Below are 19,610 nucleotides of genomic sequence, written 5' to 3' on the forward strand. Positions count from 1 at the left end.
GGCGCGGGAATCGCTAGACGCTCTGTGCGCCGCCGTCCGGGTACCCGCAGTCGTACCCCGGCGGCCACCAGCGCCACGTCGTGGTGACCTCGCTGGTGGAGACGCCCGCGGGGCGGTCTGCCAGGCACTGCGTGCGCATCTGGTCGAGCCCGACGGTCAGGTAGTACACCGCGAGGACTCCCGTGAAGACGACCAGGAGGACCGTCAGCGCCAGGCGCAGGCGGCGGTCGGAGCGTCGGGCGGTTTCGTCCTCGCCGGGTCGTGGCGGGACCCAGTCCCAGCTCACGAGGCGAGGTCCGTCGCCGGGTCGGTGGTTGCGTCGGTGCCGGCTCCGGCGTCGAGGCCGGTGCCGGGGACGAGCAGCACCTTGCCGGTCGTCGCGCGCCCCTCCAGGGCGCGGTGCGCGTCGGCGGCGCGCGCGAGCGGGAACGTCGCGCCCACGCGCACGTCGAGGTCGCCCGACGCGACGAGCGCATACACCTCGCTCGCCCGGTCGAGGAGCTCGGAGCGCGTCGCGGTGTAGTCATCGAGCTTGGGGCGCGTCGTGAACAGCGACCCGCCCTTGTTGAGGCGCTGCAGGTCGAAGGGCGGCACCTGGCCCGAGGACCCGCCGAACAGCACGAGCATGCCGCGGCGGCGCAACGACGCGAGGGACGCCTCGAACGTGTCCTTGCCGACCGAGTCGTAGACGACGGCGACGCCGCGGCCGCCCGTGAGGTCGCGCACGATCGCGGGCAGCTCGGTCGTGAGGTCGTCGAGCTCGGCGTAGTTCACGACGTCGGAGGCTCCGGCCGCGCGCGACAGCTCGGCCTTGGCCTCGGTCGAGACGGTCGTGATGACGCGCGCACCGCGGCGCACCGCGAGCTGGGTCGCGAGCAGCCCGACGCCGCCGGCCCCCGCGTGCAGCAGGACGTCGTCGCCGGGCTGGACCGGATAGGTCGACGTCACGAGGTAGTGGGCCGTGAGCCCCTGCAGGCCGACGGCCGCCGCGACGCGCAGGTCGACCGACTCGGGCACCGGGATCGCGACGTCCGCGGGGACGACCACCTGCTCGGCGTACGACCCGAACGCGTTGGTCCATGCCACGTGGTCGCCGGGCTCGAAGTCCGCGACCCCCGGGCCGACCGCCGCGACGACGCCGGCACCCTCGGTGCCGACCACGTGCGGGTACTCCATCGGGTACACCCCCGCCCGACGGTAGGTGTCGATGAAGTTGACGCCGGCCGCGGCGACGTCGACGAGGAGCTCACCGGGGCCCGGGACGGGGGTAGGGAGCTCGACGAGCTCGAGGACGTCGGGGCCACCTGCCTGGAGTGCCTGGATCGCGCGCATGGGGTCAGCCTAGGTGGCAGGACCCCGGTCGGTGGCTGAGGTCTCGCCGAGTGTGCAGTTCGGGCTGTCCAGAGCGCCCGTCGACAGCCCGAACTGCACGCTCGACGACGCCGCACCTCAGGTGGCCGCCGGACCCGCAGAGGCGCGCCACCGTCCATGGCGGCGCTCGACGTGGATGGGGTGGTCGAAGCAGCGCGAGACGGTGGTCAGCACCTCGTGCCCCAGCACCGCGACCTCGCCGCGCGTGGGGTGGTTGCGCGCGCCGCACATGCTGAGGACCCTGCTCCTGCCCGCACCGTTGGGGCCGATCAGCGCCCAGTGCTCGCCTGCGCGGACCGGGAGGTCCACGTGCTCGAGGATCGTGCGCCCGTCGCGGACGAACGCGACGCCGCGCAGGTTCAGCACGAGGGGGTGCCCGCCGAAGGGGGTGGGGCGTCAGCAGGCGGGACGGCCCGGGCATCCTCGCGGTCCTGGGACGGGGTCCTGGTCGGGGAGGCGGGAGAGGTGGTCTCAGTGCTCACGGACGACCTTCGCGTGGACGGAGTCGAGGTGTCGGCGGCTCGTCGCGGCGGCACGGTCGGCGTCGCGGTCCCGGACGGCGTCGAGGATCGCCTCGTGGGCGTCCTGGTCGTGCCGGTGGCGCTCGCCCGCGCCGTCGAGCTCGATCATGTCGACCATCGCTCGGCGCAGGCGGGGGAGGAACGTGGCGAACAGGTCGGTCAGGACCGCGTTGTGCGCGGCGTCGACGACCGCGCGGTGGAAGACCAGGTCGGCGTCGACGTAGTCCTGGGCGCTCGCGGTCGTCGGGACCTCACCACGACCTGCGAGCGCCGTGGTCATGGCGCGGAGGTCGGCCGGGGTGCGGCGGGTCGCGGCGAGCCGGGTGGCCTCGGTCTCCAGGGCGCCGCGGACCTCGAGCACGTCGACGACCTCACCGCGCCGCAGGACCTCCTCCCAGTCGTCGCTCGCCTCGGCCCGGACGACGTAGACGCCCGAGCCCTGGCGGCTCTCGAGCACGCCCTTGCCCGCGAGCTGGCGGATGGCCTCGCGCACGGTCGAGCGCCCGACGCCGAGCTCGGCCGCGAGCGCCTGCTCGCCCGGGAGTCGGTGGTCGAGCGGCCACGTGCCGGTACGGACGCGGTCGAGCATGACCTCGGCCGCCTGGTCGGCGAGGGGGAGCCGGCGGAGCGTGGGCATGGGAGCCAACCTCTCAGGTTGTCTGAGGACTTGATCGCGGCTAGCGTACCTCCCATGTCGTGGAGCGCACTCCTTCTTGGTCGCCGCGGCGGGGCCTGAGCCGACCGGCTCCCCGCCGTGGGGGTCTGCCGTGCGCCGGTCGGACCCCGCCTGCCGTGCACCGCGCGGCCAGCCCCCCGGAGCCAGACGCCCATGACCACCAGCCCCTTCCCCACGCTGCGTACCCCTGACGGTGCGCACGTCCCCGGCCAGCCCGGGTGGAACCGCCAGCGCGCCTCGCGCATGCCCTCGCACCGCTACCAGGACGTGTTCTCGCGCGTACCGGTCCCGCTGAGGGACCGCCGGTGGCCCGGCAACCGGCTCACCGTGGCACCGCTGTGGGTGCCCGTGGACCTGCGCGACGGCAACCAGGCCCTGACCGAGCCCATGGACCCGGCGCGCAAGCGTCGCTTCTTCGAGCTGCTCGTCGCGATGGGATACACCGAGATCGAGGTCGGCTACCCGTCCGCCTCGCAGACCGACTTCGACTTCGTCCGTCTGCTCGTCGAGACCGACCTGGCGCCCGAGCACGTGACGATCGTGGTCTTCACCGCGGCGCGGGCGGACCTGATCGCCCGGACGTTCGAGTCGGTCCGTGGCCTGCGCAACCCCGTCGTGGTGCACCTCTACACCGCGACCGCGCCGACCTGGCGCGACGTCGTGCTGGGCAAGGGACGGGCCGAGCTCTCGGACCTGATCGCCGCCGCGGGCACCGAGGTCCTGCGGCACGCGGGGGACGATCCGCGCGTCCGCTTCGAGTTCTCGCCCGAGGTCTTCAACCTCACCGAGCCCGACTACGTGCTCGAGGTCTGCGCGCGCATGACGACCCTGTGGGACGCCACCGCGGAGCGGCCCGTGATCCTCAACCTCCCGGCGACGGTCGAGGTCGCGACCCCCAACGTGTACGCCGACCAGATCGAGTACGTGCACCGTCACCTCGACCGGCGCGACGCGGTGATCCTGTCCGTCCATCCCCACAACGACCGAGGCACGGGCGTGGCGTGCGCGGAGCTGGCGGTCCTGGCAGGTGCGCAGCGCGTCGAGGGCTGCCTGTTCGGCAACGGCGAGCGCACGGGCAACGTCGACCTGGTGACCCTGGGGCTCAACCTGCACGCGCAGGGGGTGGACCCCATGATCGACTTCTCCGACATCGACGAGATCCGCCGCACGGTCGTCGACTGCAACGGCATCGGTGTGCACGAGCGCCACCCGTACGCGGGAGACCTCGTGCACACGGCCTACTCCGGGACGCACCAGGACGCGATCCGCAAGGGGTTCGCGCGGCACCGCGCGGACGCGCGCGCCGCGGGCGTCGACCCCGCGGACGCTTCCTGGAAGGTGCCGTACCTGCCCGTGGACCCTGCCGACGTCGGGCGCTCGTACGACGCGGTGGTGCGCGTCAACAGCCAGTCCGGCAAGGGTGGCATCGCGTACCTGCTCGAGTCCGCGTACGGCCTGGAGCTGCCTCGGCGACTCCAGATCGACTTCGCGGGCCGCGTGCAGCAGCACGCGGACGACAGCGGGGGAGAGGTGACGGCCGAGCGCCTGTGGCGCCTCTTCGAGGAGGCGTACGTCCTGCCCGACGACGGAGGTCGCCAGATCCTGCCGCTCGCCTGGTCGGTGGCGCAGCCCGAGGCGGACGGCGACCGCGAGCGCCTGGACGTCGTGCTGTCCCTGGACGGTGAGCGGGTCGAGCGGTCCGCGGTCGGTGCGGGACCCGTCGACGCGCTCGCGAGCATCCTGGCCGGGCTGGGACTCCCGGTCGAGGTGCTGGGGCTCACGCAGCAGTCCGTCACCGCTGGCAGCGACGCGGGGGCCGTGACCTACCTGGAGCACCGCACCGCGGACGGCTCGGTCGCGTGGGCCGTGGGGAGGGACGCGTCGGTGCTGGGGGCGAGCGTGCGGGCCCTGGCCGCGGCAGCGAGCCGCTCCTGACCTGCGCTCACGGCACGGCGGGCGGCGGCGCGAGGGCAGGTGCCCGCCGCCCGCCCGCTCAGCCCCAGCGCGCCACGGTCCCCTCGCCGACCTGGAGGAGCGCTCCGTCGATCGCGGCGAACCACCCGAGGTCCGACAGACCGTCGACGACCCAGGCCTCCTGGCCCGTCCTGAGGTCGTGGGCCGTGAGGCGGGTGCCGTCCGTGGACTGGTCACCGCGCACAGTGACCTCGATTAGCCGCGTGCCGTCCGTGAAGGCGCCGACCGAGAACCGGTCGCCGTAGCCCGCCTCCGTGTCCCAGAGCGTCTGCCCGGTCGTGGGGTCGAGCGCCCACCGGTACAGGTAGCTCGCGACGACGACCTGCTCGCCGGCCTGCACCAGCACCTGCTCGGCGGGGACGTCCGCCGTCCACAGGGCGTGGCCGTCGTGAGGGTCGACCGCGACGAGCCGGCCGTCAGAGGAGAGCAGCGTCGCCGCGAGCGCGGCGCCGTCGGTCGAGACGGGATAGAGGTAGCGTCCCGGGCTCTCCCACCGGACCGTGCCGTCGTCGTCCAGCGCGTTCGTGGTCTCGACGTCCCCGGCGATCGAGACGAACCCGCCCGACGCGACCGGGACGACGCCGATGCTCGCGTCGCCCGGAGCCTGGAGCCGGACGCCGTCGGCGGAGAACAGCGAGCGTACCCCGCAGCCGGAGACCTGGACGACCCCTCCGGCGTAGCGGACCGTCAGGCTCTCGACGTCGACGGTGTGGGACTCGACGCCCTCCTCGTCGCTGAAGCGGGCGACGCAGTCGCCGGTCGTACGACTTGGGACGACGAAGTCGACCTCGTGCTCCCACCGGACGGCGCCCGTGGAGGCGTCGACGACCGAGACCTGCACGCCCCTGCCGGCGGGGACGACGGCGTCCTCGAGGCTGCCGTCCGTCGGCCGGACGCTGACGGACGCCCCGGGGAGGTCGGCCGACCGCTCACCCACCCGTTCGGCCAGGACGACCGACCCCGCGGGGCCGGGCGCGACGTCGGCTCCCGTGCTGAGGAAGTCGTCGAGCGGTAGCTCGCCGAGGACGTGCCCGTGGCCGTCGAGCACCGTCACCTCCCGGTCGTCGCCCCCCGACAGGCACACGAGCGGGTCGTCCTGGTCGACGGCCGCCTGCCAGCCCACGTCCGTCCCGCACACGAGGTCCGTGCCGACCTCGCGCGACCACTCGAGATCGCCCGTGCCCAGGTCCACCCGGGAGACCGTCCCGCGGTCGAGGAGCACGAGCCCCGCAGCGCCCCCGGAGACGAGACGACCCCCCGGCGTGTCCAGCGACCACAGCTCCTGAGGCGCTGCCGCGCCCCACGGGGACAGGCCACCGGGAGAAGCGACCAGGCGGTCGGCGGCGCGCCGGTCCTCGATCTCTCCGCCGAGCGCGAGCCCACCGGCGACCACGACGAGGGCGGTACCGGCGGCGATCCATCGACGTCGCAGGCGGCGGTCGCCGGGCTGGGCGGGTCTGGTGTCCTCGAACGTTCCGGACGCTCCGGGCTCTTCGGGCCCGACCTGCGTCTCGTCACCCTCGGCCGGTTCCTCCTCGAACTCCATCGTCCGCATGCCTGACCCACCCCTGCGACTCCGCGACATGCCGAGACCCTAGCGGTACGGGGTACGTCCGGCTGACCCGTCCGGGGCGTCCGCGACCTGGGGAGCCGACCAGTATGCTGACGCCGTGATGACACCGGTCCTCGCACGTCCCCAGTGGTCCGTCGTCGCGCTCCTCGGGATGCCGGCGCTGGTCGGCTTGGCGCACGCGACCTGGTGGATGGAGTGAGGGCCGACGACGGCCGCGGGCGCGACCGGTGTCTCGCCCCACTGCGGGGGGCCACGTCCATGAGCCGATTCTTCGCGCTCGTGGTCGGCGTGCCCTTCTTCCTCATCGGCGCGGGCGGCCTGATCGAGACCGGGCCGGACCTCTTCTTCGGTGCAGTGGCGCTCGGGGCCGCGGTGTTCATGGTCCTCGGGCTGCGGACGGGAGTCTTCGTCGGCGCGGGCGAGGTGTCCCTGCGAGGGTGGTGGCGGACGGTGCGGCTGGCCCCGGGGGACGAGCTGGTGGTCGTGCCGTACAGCAGCCTGTGGAACTGGGGGGCCGAGAGCGCGATCCTCTCGATGCTCGCGCTGCGACGTGGGCGGAAGGTGGTCCCGCTGCAGTTCACCGTCGGACCGGTCGTGCGAGTGCGCCGTCTCGCGTCCGTCGTCGACGAGTGTCGTCGACCCGCGCGCTTCCACGGGCAGTCCGACCAGCAGGTCTGACCGGCGGCGAGGCGCCTGCCGGCCTCGTGTCGGTGCCGCGTGGCACGCTGCCTGCATGGCTACCCATGCGCACGGCATCCATCACTCGATCGACTACCTCGAGCTCTCCGTCACGGACATGGCGGCCGCACAGTCGTTCTATGCGGAGGCCTTCGGGTGGGAGTTCGTCCCCTACGGGCCGGGCTACGCGGGTTTCCGGACCTCCGCGGAGGAGGGCGAGGCGGAGGCCGGCGGGCTGGCGCTCGCGGACCAGGTCACGCGCGGCGGCCCGCTGGTCCTCCTCTTCTCGGCCCACCTCGACGAGTCGCTGCTGCTGGTCCAGGACGCGGGCGGGGAGATCGTCGAGGGTCCGTACGACTTCCCGGGCGGCCGACGCTTCCACTTCCTGGACCCGAGCGGCAACGAGCTGGGCGTCTGGGGGGCTTGAGGCCGCAGCGGGACGCACCGGGACGAAGAGGTTCCGTATCAAGTGCATAACTATGTATAGTTCTGCATATGACGATCACAGTGGCAGTCGCCGGGGCGTCCGGCTACGCGGGCGGAGAGATGCTCCGGCTGCTCGCCGGGCACCCCGAGGTCGAGATCGGCGCCCTCACGGCGCACTCCAACGCGGGGTCGCTCCTCGGGCTGCACCAGCCGCACCTGCGCTCGCTCGCGGACCGCGTGCTGCTGCCCACGACCGTCGAGCACCTGGTGGGCCACGACGTCGTCGTGCTCGCGCTGCCGCACGGCGCGTCGGGTGAGATCGCCGCGCAGCTCCCCGACGACGTCCTGGTCCTCGACCTCGGCGCGGACCACCGGCTCGCGTCCGCCGCGGACTGGACCGCGTTCTACGGCTCCGAGCACGCGGGCACCTGGCCCTACGGCCTGCCCGAGCTCCTGATCACCGAGCAGACCGGCGCGGGCGTCGAGTACACCAAGCAGCGCGAGGTCCTCGCGGGCGCGCGCCGCATCGCCGTCCCCGGCTGCAACGTCACGGCCGTGACCCTGGGCCTGCAGCCCGGCGTCGCCGCGGGGCTGCTCAGCCCGGTCGACGTCGTCGCGGTCCTCGCGAACGGGTACTCGGGCGCGGGCAAGTCGCTCAAGACGCACCTGCTCGCCTCCGAGGCGCTCGGCTCCGCCCAGCCCTACGCCGTGGGCGGCTCGCACCGGCACATCCCGGAGATCGCGCAGAACCTGCGCTCGGCCGGCGCCGACGAGGTCACGATCTCCTTCACGCCCACCCTCGTGCCCATGGCGCGCGGCATCCTCGCAACCGCGACGGCTCGACTGGCCCCGGGCCACGAGGACCTGAGCGTCGCCGACCTGCGCCAGGCCTACGAGCAGGCGTACGTCGGCGAGCCCTTCGTCGAGCTCCTGCCCGAGGGTCAGTGGCCCACCACGGCCATGACGCTGGGCGCCAACACGGCCCTGGTGCAGGTCGCGATCGACCGCGCCGCGGGCCGCGTCGTGACCGTGACCGCGATCGACAACCTCGTCAAGGGGACCGCCGGCGGCGCCGTGCAGTCCATGAACATCGCCCTGGGACTGCCGCAGACCCTGGGCCTGACCACCGAAGGGGTCGCACCGTGACCGTCACCGGACCGCTCGGCTTCCGGGCCGCAGGAGTCGCCGCCGGGCTCAAGTCCACCGGGAAGAAGGACGTCGCGCTCGTCGTCAACGAGGGCCCGCTCGACGTCGCCGCGGCCGTCTTCACGTCGAACCGCGTGTTCGCGGCCCCCGTCGCATGGTCGCGCCAGGCCGTCGCCGACGGCATCGCGCGCGCCGTCGTCCTCAACTCGGGCGGCGCGAACGCATGCACCGGCCCCGAGGGCTTCGCCGACACCCACCGCACGGCCGAGTACGTCGCGGACCTCCTCGAGGTCTCGGCGGGCGACGTCCTGGTCTGCTCGACGGGCCTCATCGGCGAGCGCCTGCCCATGGGCAACCTCCTTGCGGGCTGCGACGCCGCGGCCGGCGCTGCCGACGCGGACGGCGGCCCCGAGGCGGCCCTCGCGATCATGACGACCGACACCGTCCCCAAGACGGTCCTCGTCACGCGCGACGTGACCGACGCGCACAGCGTGGACGGCGCCACGAGCTGGTCGGTGGGCGGCATGGCCAAGGGGGCCGGCATGCTCGCACCCGGACTCGCGACCATGCTCTGCGTGCTGACCACCGACGCCGTCGTCGACGCCGCGACCGCGGACGCCGCGCTGCGGGCCGCGACCGCCACCACGTTCGACCGGGTCGACTCCGACGGCTGCATGTCGACGAACGACACGGTGATCCTCCTGGCCTCCGGTGCGTCCCAGGTGCCGGTGACCCTCGAGGACCTCACGGCGGCCGTGACCGAGGCGTGCGCGGACCTCGCGCGGGCCCTGGTCGCGGACGCCGAGGGCGCCAGCCACGACATCGCGGTGACCGTCACCAACGCGAGCGACGAGACCGCGGCGCTCGCGGTCGCCCGCGCCGTGACCCGCTCCAACCTCTTCAAGGCCGCGGTGTTCGGCAACGACCCCAACTGGGGCCGCGTGCTCTCGGCCGTCGGGACCGTCCCCGAGGACGTCGCCCCCTTCGACGCGCTCGCGCTCGACGTGTCGATCAACGGCGTCCAGGTCTGCCGCGCCGGGGGAGTGGGCGAGCCCCGCGAGCTCGTGGACCTCGCCTCGGAGCGCGAGGTGCACGTCGAGGTCGACCTGCACGCGGGCGACGCCCAGGTCACGGTCTGGACCAACGACCTCACGCACGACTACGTCCACGAGAACAGCGCGTACTCGTCGTGAGCGCCCAGAACCCCGAAGGCATCGCCTTCGATACTCGCACCGACCTGACCCCCGGCCAGAAGGCCGAGGTCCTGCTCGAGGCCATGCCCTGGCTGCAGGAGTTCCGCGACGCCCTCGTGGTCGTCAAGTACGGCGGCAACGCCATGATCGACGACGAGCTCAAGGCCGCGTTCGCGCGCGACATGGTGTTCCTGCGGCAGGTCGGTCTGCATCCCGTCGTGGTGCACGGCGGCGGCCCGCAGATCTCCGCGATGCTCGCGCGACTCGGCATCGAGAGCGAGTTCCGCGGCGGCCTGCGCGTGACCACGCCCGAGGCCATGGACGTCGTGCGCATGGTCCTCACGGGCCAGGTCTCGCGCGAGCTCGTCGGGCTCATCAACGCGCACGGCCCCTACGCGGTCGGGCTGTCGGGCGAGGACGGGGGCCTGCTCCAGGCGCAGCGCCGCCACGCCATGGTCGACGGCGAGCCCGTGGACGTCGGGCTCGTGGGCGACGTCGTCGAGGTCCACCCCTCCGCGGTCCAGGACCTGCTCGACGCCGGACGCATCCCCGTCGTCTCGACCATCGCGCCCGACATCGACGACCCGACCCAGGTCCTCAACGTCAACGCCGACACGGCCGCGGCGGCGCTCGCGGTCGCGCTCGGCGCCAAGAAGCTCATCGTCCTGACCGACGTCGAGGGCCTGTACACGTCGTGGCCGGACAAGAGCTCGCTCGTCGCCGAGATCACGCGCTCCGAGCTCGCCGACCTGCTGCCCTCGCTCGAGGCCGGCATGGTGCCCAAGATGGAGGCGTGCCTGCGTGCCGTGTCCGGGGGCGTCCCGCGCGCGACCGTGATCGACGGCCGCGTCGCGCACTCGGTCCTCCTGGAGGTCTTCACGACGCGCGGCAACGGGACCATGGTCGTCCCGGACGCGCTCGCCTCCACCCCCGCCGCACCCCTCCCCGTCCCGCAGGAGCAGTCATGAACGGCACGACCGGCGAGGTCTCGCCGACCCACCCCGCCGAGGTCGCCACGGCGACCACCGCCGACGCCGCCCGGAGCGCCGAGGGGGCCGCGGACACGACCCTGGCGGGCCCGGGCAGCGTCGCGCAGTGGACCGAGCGCTACACGCACGCGGTCATGGACACGTTCGGCGCGCCGCAGAAGGTCCTGGTCCGCGGCGAGGGCGCGTACGTGTGGGACGCCGACGGCAAGCGCTACCTCGACCTGCTCGCGGGCATCGCGGTCAACGCGCTGGGCCACGCGCACCCCACGCTCACGGCGGCGGTCAGCGCGCAGCTCGGGACGCTCGGGCACGTGTCGAACTTCTTCGGGTCGCCCACGCAGATCGCGCTCGCCGAGCGGCTCCTGGACCTCGCGCAGGCCCCCGAGGGCTCGCGCGTCTTCTTCACCAACTCGGGCACCGAGGCCAACGAGGCCGCGTTCAAGATGGCGCGCCGCAACCGTGACGGCGTCGCCGGCCCGGGCACGCGGACCAGGATCCTCGCACTCGAGGGGGGCTTCCACGGCCGCAGCATGGGCGCGCTCGCCCTGACGTCGAAGGCCGCGTACCGCGAGCCCTTCGAGCCCCTGCCGGGCGGTGTCGAGTTCGTCCCGTTCGGCGACGTGGCCGCGCTCGAGCAGGCCTTCTCGCCCGACGCGGTCGCCGCTCGCGGCGAGGTCGCGGCACTGGTCGTCGAGCCGGTCCAGGGCGAGGCGGGCGTGCGCCCGCTGCCCCCCGGCTACCTGGTGGCCGCGCGCGAGCTGACCGCGGCGTCGGGCGCGCTGCTGGTCCTCGACGAGGTCCAGACGGGCGTGGGGCGCACGGGTTCGTGGTTCGCGTTCCAGCAGCAGCAGATCGGCGGGGGCATCACGCCCGACGTCGTCACGCTCGCCAAGGGGCTCGGCGGCGGGTACCCCGTGGGTGCCGTCGTGGCGTTCGGCGAGCGGGCCGCGACCCTCCTGGGGCGCGGTCAGCACGGCACGACGTTCGGCGGCAACCCCGTCGCGGCGGCCGCCGCGCTCGCGACGCTCGGCGTGATCGAGCGCGACGGCCTGCTGGCCAACGTGCGCACGGTCGGCGAGGCGCTGCGCGACGGGATCGCCGCGTGCGGCAACCCCGTGGTCGCGGGAACCCGTGGCCTGGGCCTGCTGATCGCGGTCCAGCTCTCGGCGCCCGTCTCCGCGGAGGTCGCGCGCCGAGCCCTGGACGCCGGGTTCATCGTCAACGCGGTGCAGCCCGACGCGATCCGCCTCGCCCCGCCCCTGATCCTGACGCGCGACCAGGCGAGCGAGGTCGTCGCGTTCTTCGCGGGGCTCCCCGCGGACCTGGTCGGCCCGGGCGCCGCACAGGCCGCCCCCACCACCCCGTCCATCACCCCAGCCACCCCTCCGAAGGGCTGACCGTGACCTCGACCGCCTCCGTCCGGCACTTCCTGCGCGACGACGACCTGACCCCCGCCGAGCAGCGCGAGGTCCTCGAGCTGGGCCTCGGCTTCCGCGAGGACCGCTTCATCCGCACGCCGCTGCGCGGGCCGCAGGCCGTCGCGGTGATCTTCGACAAGCCCTCGACCCGTACGCGCGTGTCGTTCTCGGTGGGCATCGCCGAGCTCGGCGGCTACCCGCTCGTGATCGACGCGGCGTCGAGCCAGCTCGGTCGGGGCGAGCCCATCGCGGACACGGCCCGCGTCCTGGACCGCCAGACGTCGGCGATCGTGTGGCGGACGTTCGGCCAGGAGCGCGTCGAGGAGATGGCCCGGGTCGCGACCGTCCCGGTCGTCAACGCGCTGACCGACGAGTTCCACCCGTGCCAGATCCTCGCGGACCTGCTGACGGTCGCCCAGCTGCGCGGCGGCGTCGACTCGCTCGCCGGGACGTCGCTCGTCTACCTGGGTGACGGCGCCAACAACATGGCGCACTCCTACCTCCTGGGCGGCGTGACCGCAGGTATGCACGTGCGCATCGGCGCCCCGGCCGGCTTCCTGCCGGACCCGGCCGTCGTCGCCGACGCCGAGCGCATTGCCCGGGACACGGGCGGTTCCGTGCTCGTGACCACGGACGCGGTCGAGGCCACGCGCGGTGCGGACGTCGTCGCGACCGACACCTGGGTCTCGATGGGCGACGAGGCCAGCGCGGCCGAGCGCGAGCTGCCGTTCGTCCCGTACCAGGTGAACGCCGAGCTCATGGCGGTCGCCGCCGACGACGCGCTCGTGCTCCACTGCCTGCCCGCGTACCGCGGCAAGGAGATCACGGCGGAGGTCATCGACGGCCCGCAGTCGGCCGTCTGGGACGAGGCCGAGAACCGCCTGCACGCCCAGAAGGCGCTGCTGACCTGGTTGCTGGACCGCTCGTGACGACCGCCCTCGGCCCGGGGAGCGTGCCCACCACCAAGGCGGCACGCCATGCGCGCATCGCGCAGCTCGTCGCCCGGCACGAGATCCACTCCCAGGCCGAGCTCGCCAAGGCGCTCGCCGAGGACGGCGTGAGCGTCACGCAGGCCACGCTCTCGCGCGACCTCATCGAGCTGCGGGCCGAGAAGGTCCGCAGCGCGTCGGGCGCCCTGGTCTACGCGGTGCCCGGCGAGGGCGGCGACCGCTCGGTCCAGGTCGCGAACGACGCCGAGTACGTCGCGGCCCGGCTTGCGCGGCTGTGCGCCGAGCTCCTGGTCTCGGCCGAGGCGTCGGGCAACCTCGTCGTGCTGCGCACGCCGCCCGGCGCCGCGCAGTACCTGGCGTCGGCGATCGACCACTCGGTGTTCGTCGGCGTCCTGGGCACGATCGCGGGCGACGACACCGTCCTGGTGATCTCGCGCGACGTCGACGGCGGCGAGGACCTGGCCGCGCGCTTCCTGGCCCTGACCAACCCCGTGGTGCCCGCCACCACCACGACCCCAGCACCTCCTGGCTAGCGACGGCCCTCACGGGCCGCGCAGCGACCACGGCGACCGCCGAGCCTCGGCGGCTGCCACACTTGGACCCATCACCCCACGCAAGGAAGAGAACAAGTCATGACTGAACGCGTCGTGCTCGCCTACTCGGGCGGCCTGGACACCTCCGTTGCCATCGGCTGGATCGGCGAGGCCACCGGGGCCGAGGTCGTCGCCGTGGCGGTCGACGTCGGCCAGGGCGGCGAGGACCTCGAGGTCATCCGCCAGCGCGCCCTCGACTGCGGCGCCGTCGAGGCCTACGTCGCGGACGCCCGCGACGAGTTCGCCGAGGAGTACTGCATGCCCGCGCTGCGCGCGAACGGCCTGTACCTCGACCGTTACCCGCTGGTCTCCGCGATCTCGCGCCCCGTGATCGTCAAGCACCTGGTGCGGGCGGCCCGCCAGTTCGGCGCGACGACCGTCGCGCACGGCTGCACGGGCAAGGGCAACGACCAGGTCCGCTTCGAGGTCGCGACGACCTCGCTCGCGCCCGAGCTCAAGACGATCGCGCCGGTCCGCGACCTCGCGCTGACGCGCGAGAAGGCCATCGCGTACGCCGAGAAGCACTCGCTCCCGATCGCCACGACCAAGCACAACCCGTTCTCGGTCGACCAGAACGTGTGGGGCCGTGCGGTCGAGACGGGCTTCCTCGAGGACATCTGGAACGCCCCGACGAAGGACGTCTACAACTACACCGACGACCCGACGTTCCCGCCCGTCGCGGACGAGGTCGTCATCACGTTCGAGCAGGGTGTGCCGGTCGCGCTCGACGGCGTCCCCGTGACCCCGCTGCAGGCCATCCAGGAGATGAACCGTCGCGCCGGCGCCCAGGGCGTGGGCCGCATCGACATCGTCGAGGACCGCCTGGTCGGCATCAAGTCCCGCGAGATCTACGAGGCCCCGGGCGCGATCGCTCTCATCGCGGCGCACCAGGAGCTCGAGAACGTGACCCTCGAGCGCGAGCAGGCCCGCTTCAAGCGTGGCGTCGAGCAGCGCTGGACCGAGCTGGTCTACGACGGCATGTGGTTCAGCCCGCTCAAGAAGTCGCTCGACGTCTTCATCGACGACACCCAGCGCTACGTCTCGGGCGACATCCGCCTCGTCCTGCACGGCGGCCGTGCGACCGTCACGGGCCGCCGCAGCGAGTCGAGCCTGTACGACTTCAACCTCGCGACCTACGACGAGGGCGACTCGTTCGACCAGTCGCAGGCCAAGGGCTTCATCGAGATCTTCGGCCTCACGGCCAAGCTCTCCGCGGCCCGCGACGAGAAGTTCGGCAACGGCGTGGACTTCGGCACCGGGAGCCTGTGAACCATGAGTGACGAGATCACGTCCGGCGCCGCTGCGGGCGACTCGGCCGAGGTGGAGGGCGTACCGAGCGTGTCGGAGGCACCGGTGAGCCTGTGGGGCGGCCGGTTCGCCGGCGGCCCTGCGCAGGCCCTGGCCGCCCTCTCGCAGTCGACGCACTTCGACTGGCGCCTCGCGCAGCACGACATCGCGGGCTCGCGGGCCCACGCCAAGGTGCTCGCGGCGGCGGGTCTGCTCGACGACGACGAGCTGACCGCGATGCTCGAGGCGCTGGACGTGCTCTCGGCCGACGTCGGGTCGGGGGCGTTCCTCCCGGTCCTGGCCGACGAGGACGTGCACACGGCCCTCGAGCGCGGGCTCATCGAGCGCGCGGGTCCGGACCTCGGCGGCAAGCTGCGCGCCGGGCGTTCGCGCAACGACCAGATCGCGACGCTCGTGCGGTCGTACCTGCGCGAGGAGGCCCGGGCGATCGGGCTCCTGGTGCTCGACGTCGTCGACGCCCTCATCGAGCAGGCCGAGGCGCACCCCGGCGCCCCGATGCCGGGCCGCACGCACCTGCAGCACGCGCAGCCGGTGCTGCTCGCGCACCACCTGCTGGCGCACGCGTGGCCGCTGCTGCGCGACGTCGACCGCTTCATCGACTGGGACGTGCGGGCCGGGCGCTCGCCCTACGGCTCGGGTGCGCTCGCGGGCTCGTCGCTGGGTCTGGACCCGGCGGCCGTCGCGGCGGACCTGGGCTTCGACGGCCCGGTCGAGAACTCGATCGACGGCACGGCCTCGCGCGACGTCGTCGCGGAGTTCGCGTTCGTCTCGGCGATGCTGGGGGTCGACCTCTCGCGCTTCGCGGAGGAGATCATCATCTGGAACACCAAGGAGTTCGGCTTCGTCCGCCTGGACGACGCCTACTCCACGGGGTCGAGCATCATGCCGCAGAAGAAGAACCCGGACATCGCCGAGCTCGCGCGCGGCAAGGCCGGGCGTCTCATCGGGGACCTGACGGGGCTGCTGGCCACGCTCAAGGGCCTGCCGCTCGCGTACAACCGCGACCTGCAGGAGGACAAGGAGCCGGTGTTCGACCAGGTCGACACCCTCAAGGTCCTGCTCCCCGCGTACGCGGGCATGGTCCGCACCCTGACGTTCGACACCGAGCGCATGGCGTCGCTCGCACCGCAGGGCTTCTCGCTCGCGACCGACGTCGCGGAGTGGCTCGTCCGTCAGGGCGTGCCCTTCCGGGTGGCTCACGAGGTCGCGGGCGCGTGCGTGCGGGTCTGCGAGGAGCGCGGCATCGAGCTGTGGGACCTGACGGACGCGGACCTCGCGGACATCTCCGAGCACCTCACCCCGGGGGTGCGGGACGTGCTCACGGTCGAGGGTTCGCTCGCCTCGCGCGACGCGGTGGGCGGTACGGCTCCCGCGCGCGTGGCGGAGCAGCTCGAGGAGGCCAAGGTGCGCTCGGCGGAGTACCGCTTCTGGGTGCAGGGCTGAGGTCGCCGTGAGCGTGAGCGCTGTGGTCCTCGAGGACCTCGTGGCCCGCGTGCACGACGGCGCAGCGCGCCTCGGTCAGGGACGTCCGGCTGGTCCGGGCGTCCCTGGCGGGGCCGGGTGCCGCCTGGTCGTCGTCGACGGGCCGGCGGGTTCTGGCAAGACGACCCTGGCCGCGCAGCTCGCAGCGGCCCTGCCCGCTCAGGTGATCCACATGGACGACCTGTACGAGGGCTGGACGGGCATGACGGCGGGCGTCGGGCGGCTCGTCGAGCAGGTCCTCGACCCGCTGGCGGTGGGCAGGCCCGGGCGGTACCAGCGGTACGACTGGACGCTCGAGGACTTCGCCGAGTGGCACGACGTCCCGCTCGCCCCGTTCCTCGTGGTCGAGGGCTGCGGCGCGGGTGCCCGGCGGATCGCCGACCTCACGACGACGCTCGTCTGGGTCGAGGCCGACGACGAGGTCCGCCTGGCGCGCGGCCTCGCGCGCGACGGCCAGGAGGCCCGCGTGCACTGGCTCGAGTGGATGGCCTCGGAGCGAGAGGTCTACGCGGCCGAGGGCACGGCCGCGCGGGCCGACGTGGTGCTCGACGGGTTCGGCGAGCCGGTCCCGTCGCGTCCCCGTGCTCACGAGCGCGCGGGCGACGCCTGACCGTCCACCGGCAGGCGAGAAGTCGAAACATGCGCGGCGTAGATTGCGGGGGAGACGCCCGCCCAGCCAGGAGGCCCACGTGACCGAGTCCCGTTCCAGCACGGACCTCGACGCCCCCGCACCGGACGTCCCCGCGCGTGGGTGGTTCGCCCGCCCGAGCCTCGAGGTCGCGCGCGACCTCCTGGGGGCCTCGATCACGCACCGCACGCCGGAGGGCAGCGTCACCGTCCGCCTCACCGAGGTCGAGGCCTACGACGGCGAGCAGGATCCGGGGTCGCACGCCTTCCGCGGACGCTCCGAGCGCAACCGGGCCATGTACGGCGAGCCGGGTCACCTGTACGTCTACCGGCACCTGGGCCTGCACCACTGCGTCAACGTGGTCTGCGGCCCCGTGGGATCCGCGTCGGCGGTCCTCCTGCGCGCGGGCGAGGTGACCGACGGCGCCGAGCTCGCCCGGGCGCGACGGCTCGCCGTGGGCGTGTGCGACTCGGACCGTCAGATCGCGCGCGGTCCGGCGCGTCTCGCGGTGGCGCTCGGCCTGGACCTGGCCCACTACGGGCTGGACGTGACGGACGAGGCGGGCGACGTCGTCGTGCACCGGGACGTGCGGACCCTGCGACCCGCGATCGCGACCGGACCGCGCGTCGGTGTGAGCGGCGACGGCGGAGACGCGAGCGTCTACCCGTGGCGCCTGTGGCTCACGGGCGACCCGACCGTCTCGGCGTACCGTCCCGCGACGCGCCGCACCCGCTGAGGTGCCCGCTCCCGGGCGGAGTCGGTGCTGGAGGGCAGGACACGGCAGACTAGGACCTCGGGCGCGCGGAACGACGGCGCGCCCGTCCCACGCCCGCGCCGCACCGCGCGCGGGCACGACGAAGGAGATGCAGTGAACGACGTTCTCGACGAGTTGCAATGGCGAGGCCTGGTGGCGCAGTCCACCGACGAGGCCGCGCTGCGTGCTGCGCTGGCCGAGGGACCCGTCACGTATTACTGCGGCTTCGACCCGACCGCACCGAGCCTGCACCACGGTCACCTGGTCCAGCTCATCCTGCTGCGCCACCTGCAGCTCGCCGGGCACCGCGCCATCGCGCTCGTCGGTGGCGCAACGGGCATGATCGGTGACCCGCGCCAGTCGGGGGAGCGGATCCTCAACACCAAGGACACGGTTGCCGAGTGGACCGAGCGCCTCAAGACGCAGGTCTCGCGCTTCCTCGACTTCGAGGGCGACAACCCGGCGCGCGTCGTGAACAACCTCGACTGGACCGGCCAGCTCACGGCGATCGACTTCCTGCGGGAGATCGGCAAGCACTACCGTCTGGGCACCATGCTGGCCAAGGACACCGTGGCGCGCCGTCTGAGGTCGGACGAGGGCATCAGCTTCACCGAGTTCAGCTACCAGATCCTCCAGGGGAACGACTACCTCGAGCTCTTCCGGCGGGAGGGCGTCACGCTCCAGACGGGCGGCAACGACCAGTGGGGCAACCTGCTCTCGGGCGTCGAGCTGATCCGCAAGGCCGAGGGTGCGTCGGTGCACGTCCTGACGACGCCGCTCATCACCAAGGCGGACGGGACCAAGTTCGGCAAGACCGAGGGCGGGGCCGTGTGGCTCGACCCCGACATGATGAGCCCGTACGCGTTCTACCAGTACTGGGTCAACGCGGACGACGCCGACGTGGTGGGCTGGCTGAAGATCTTCACGTTCCGTAGTGCGGAGGAGATCGCCGACCTCGAACGCGCGGTCGCCGAGCGTCCCGCGGCGCGCGAGGCGCAGAAGGCGCTCGCTGCCGACGTCACCACCCTGGTCCACGGTGCTGCGGCGACCGAGGCGGTCATCGCGGCGAGCCAGGCGCTCTTCGGTCGAGGGGACCTGGGTGCCCTCGACGCCGGCACGCTGGCGGCGGCGGTGGCGGAGCTCCCGCGCACGACGGCGGCGCCCGGCGAGCTGGTCGTCGACCTGCTCGTGGGGTCGGGACTCGTGGCTTCCAAGGGCGCGGCTCGTCGCGCGATCTCCGAGGGCGGCGCCTACGTCAACAACGTGAAGGTGACGTCCGAGGACGCGGTCCTCGAGGCGGACGACCTCCTGCACGGGCGCTTCGCCGTCCTGCGCCGGGGCAAGCGGACGCTCGCGGTGGCCGAGGTGGCGTGACGGACCTGCGTGCATGACGGCGGGGCCAGGGGAGCCCTCCCCTGGCCCCGCGGTCCTTGTGTGGGGCCGGCCGGGCACCGTGAGCGAGCCGTCGGGCCGGTGCGGCCCGGGGGCGCCGGGTGCGGTGACCAGGGTCACCGCACCCGGGTTTGACCTTGCCCGTCACCTCGACGTAATCTTCTGGATGTCAGCCCGACAGGGAGGAACAGACACCACTGCGAAGCTCCTCGGAGCCGCCGCGAAGTGGCTGGTCCCACGGGCAGGCCACCCACATGAACTTCAGATCCTGGATCTGTCGACTCGTGAGGGCGCCGGAGAAGAGTTGCGGTAGACACCGGGACTCAGAACTGGTAAGGTAGAGAAGTTGCCCCGAGTGAAGGCCCCTGGTGGGTTGGAGTCGGTGCGTGTCGGTTGCTTGAGAACTCAACAGTGTGCTTGATAGTTTATGCCAATTGTCCTGCGTGGGCGTGTGGCGCGCATCGTTTGGTGTGTGTTGTGTGTTCGTGTGGAGACTGCTTATTTGGTATGAATTGAAAACGTCATGTTTTCGGTTTGT

19 protein-coding genes are annotated in these 19,610 nt (G+C 73.0%); 14 read left to right on the forward strand and 5 right to left on the reverse strand.

Annotation, left to right across the window (positions count from 1 at the left end):
- Window positions 1–13 precede the first annotated feature (13 nt).
- The 4 genes from WFH32_RS02830 to WFH32_RS02845 form a co-directional block, all read right to left on the reverse strand.
- Entirely contained in the window at window positions 14–286 is a 273-nt protein-coding gene (locus WFH32_RS02830; RefSeq protein ID WP_191797357.1) for a hypothetical protein, read from the reverse strand.
- Window positions 283–1,332, reverse strand: coding sequence for a quinone oxidoreductase family protein (locus WFH32_RS02835; protein ID WP_336706155.1), 1,050 nt, complete (start codon window positions 1,330–1,332; stop codon window positions 283–285). The genes WFH32_RS02830 and WFH32_RS02835 overlap by 4 nt, the downstream gene beginning before the upstream one ends.
- 117 nt (window positions 1,333–1,449) lie before the next feature.
- On the reverse strand, window positions 1,450–1,737 hold the full coding sequence (locus WFH32_RS02840; RefSeq protein WP_336706156.1) for an ATP-binding cassette domain-containing protein: 288 nt from the start codon (window positions 1,735–1,737) through the stop codon (window positions 1,450–1,452).
- A 105-nt stretch (window positions 1,738–1,842) separates the two neighbouring features.
- Complete coding sequence (locus WFH32_RS02845) at window positions 1,843–2,529, reverse strand: FadR/GntR family transcriptional regulator (protein WP_336706157.1); 687 nt, start codon at window positions 2,527–2,529, stop codon at window positions 1,843–1,845.
- Between the two features lie 192 nt (window positions 2,530–2,721).
- On the opposite strand from WFH32_RS02845, the gene WFH32_RS02850 reads away from it, so the two are divergent.
- On the forward strand, window positions 2,722–4,503 hold the full coding sequence (locus tag WFH32_RS02850) for a 2-isopropylmalate synthase (protein WP_336706158.1): 1,782 nt from the start codon (window positions 2,722–2,724) through the stop codon (window positions 4,501–4,503).
- Between the two features lie 58 nt (window positions 4,504–4,561).
- On the opposite strand, the gene WFH32_RS02855 is transcribed toward WFH32_RS02850, so the two are convergent.
- A complete protein-coding gene (locus tag WFH32_RS02855; protein ID WP_336706159.1) occupies window positions 4,562–6,097 on the reverse strand; it encodes an outer membrane protein assembly factor BamB family protein in 1,536 nt (511 codons plus the stop codon).
- Between the two features lie 276 nt (window positions 6,098–6,373).
- On the opposite strand from WFH32_RS02855, the gene WFH32_RS02860 reads away from it, so the two are divergent.
- The 13 genes from WFH32_RS02860 (at window position 6,374) to tyrS (ending at window position 19,054) form a co-directional block, all read left to right on the forward strand.
- A complete protein-coding gene (locus WFH32_RS02860) occupies window positions 6,374–6,793 on the forward strand; it encodes a hypothetical protein (RefSeq protein WP_191797345.1) in 420 nt (139 codons plus the stop codon).
- 55 nt (window positions 6,794–6,848) lie between these two features.
- The gene (locus WFH32_RS02865; RefSeq protein WP_191797343.1) at window positions 6,849–7,220 is read left to right on the forward strand and encodes a VOC family protein; all 372 of its coding nucleotides are present in this window, start codon (window positions 6,849–6,851) and stop codon (window positions 7,218–7,220) included.
- Window positions 7,221–7,288: 68 nt separating this feature from the next.
- Entirely contained in the window at window positions 7,289–8,365 is a 1,077-nt protein-coding gene (argC, locus tag WFH32_RS02870) for an N-acetyl-gamma-glutamyl-phosphate reductase (protein WP_191797341.1), read from the forward strand.
- Window positions 8,362–9,558 carry a bifunctional glutamate N-acetyltransferase/amino-acid acetyltransferase ArgJ gene (argJ, locus tag WFH32_RS02875; protein WP_191797339.1) on the forward strand — a complete coding sequence of 399 codons (1,197 nt, stop codon included), beginning with the start codon at window positions 8,362–8,364 and terminating at the stop codon, window positions 9,556–9,558. The genes argC and argJ overlap by 4 nt, the downstream gene beginning before the upstream one ends.
- Window positions 9,555–10,526: an acetylglutamate kinase gene (gene argB, locus WFH32_RS02880; protein ID WP_318244221.1), complete on the forward strand. Its 972-nt coding sequence runs from the start codon at window positions 9,555–9,557 to the stop codon at window positions 10,524–10,526. The genes argJ and argB overlap by 4 nt, the downstream gene beginning before the upstream one ends.
- Window positions 10,523–11,944, forward strand: a complete 1,422-nt coding sequence (locus WFH32_RS02885; RefSeq protein WP_336706160.1) for an acetylornithine transaminase — start codon at window positions 10,523–10,525, stop codon at window positions 11,942–11,944. Before argB ends, WFH32_RS02885 begins: the two co-directional genes overlap by 4 nt.
- A 2-nt stretch (window positions 11,945–11,946) precedes the next feature.
- Window positions 11,947–12,894, forward strand: a complete 948-nt coding sequence (gene argF, locus WFH32_RS02890; RefSeq protein WP_336706161.1) for an ornithine carbamoyltransferase — start codon at window positions 11,947–11,949, stop codon at window positions 12,892–12,894.
- A complete protein-coding gene (locus tag WFH32_RS02895) occupies window positions 12,891–13,448 on the forward strand; it encodes an arginine repressor (RefSeq protein ID WP_336706162.1) in 558 nt (185 codons plus the stop codon). Before argF ends, WFH32_RS02895 begins: the two co-directional genes overlap by 4 nt.
- 99 nt (window positions 13,449–13,547) lie before the next feature.
- Window positions 13,548–14,777 carry an argininosuccinate synthase gene (locus tag WFH32_RS02900; protein WP_191790710.1) on the forward strand — a complete coding sequence of 410 codons (1,230 nt, stop codon included), beginning with the start codon at window positions 13,548–13,550 and terminating at the stop codon, window positions 14,775–14,777.
- A gap of 3 nt (window positions 14,778–14,780) precedes the next feature.
- The gene (gene argH, locus WFH32_RS02905) at window positions 14,781–16,259 is read left to right on the forward strand and encodes an argininosuccinate lyase (RefSeq protein WP_191797333.1); all 1,479 of its coding nucleotides are present in this window, start codon (window positions 14,781–14,783) and stop codon (window positions 16,257–16,259) included.
- 13 nt (window positions 16,260–16,272) lie between these two features.
- Window positions 16,273–16,908 (forward strand): uridine kinase family protein, encoded by a 636-nt coding sequence (locus tag WFH32_RS02910; RefSeq protein WP_318244220.1) that lies wholly within the window; start codon window positions 16,273–16,275, stop codon window positions 16,906–16,908.
- A gap of 79 nt (window positions 16,909–16,987) precedes the next feature.
- A complete protein-coding gene (locus tag WFH32_RS02915; protein ID WP_191797329.1) occupies window positions 16,988–17,662 on the forward strand; it encodes a DNA-3-methyladenine glycosylase in 675 nt (224 codons plus the stop codon).
- A 132-nt stretch (window positions 17,663–17,794) separates the two neighbouring features.
- Window positions 17,795–19,054 carry a tyrosine--tRNA ligase gene (gene tyrS, locus WFH32_RS02920; protein WP_336706163.1) on the forward strand — a complete coding sequence of 420 codons (1,260 nt, stop codon included), beginning with the start codon at window positions 17,795–17,797 and terminating at the stop codon, window positions 19,052–19,054.
- The last annotated feature ends 556 nt before the right edge of the window (window positions 19,055–19,610 follow it).

The sequence above is a fragment of the Oerskovia sp. USHLN155 genome, assembly GCF_037145535.1.
Classification (GTDB): domain Bacteria; phylum Actinomycetota; class Actinomycetes; order Actinomycetales; family Cellulomonadaceae; genus Oerskovia; species Oerskovia rustica.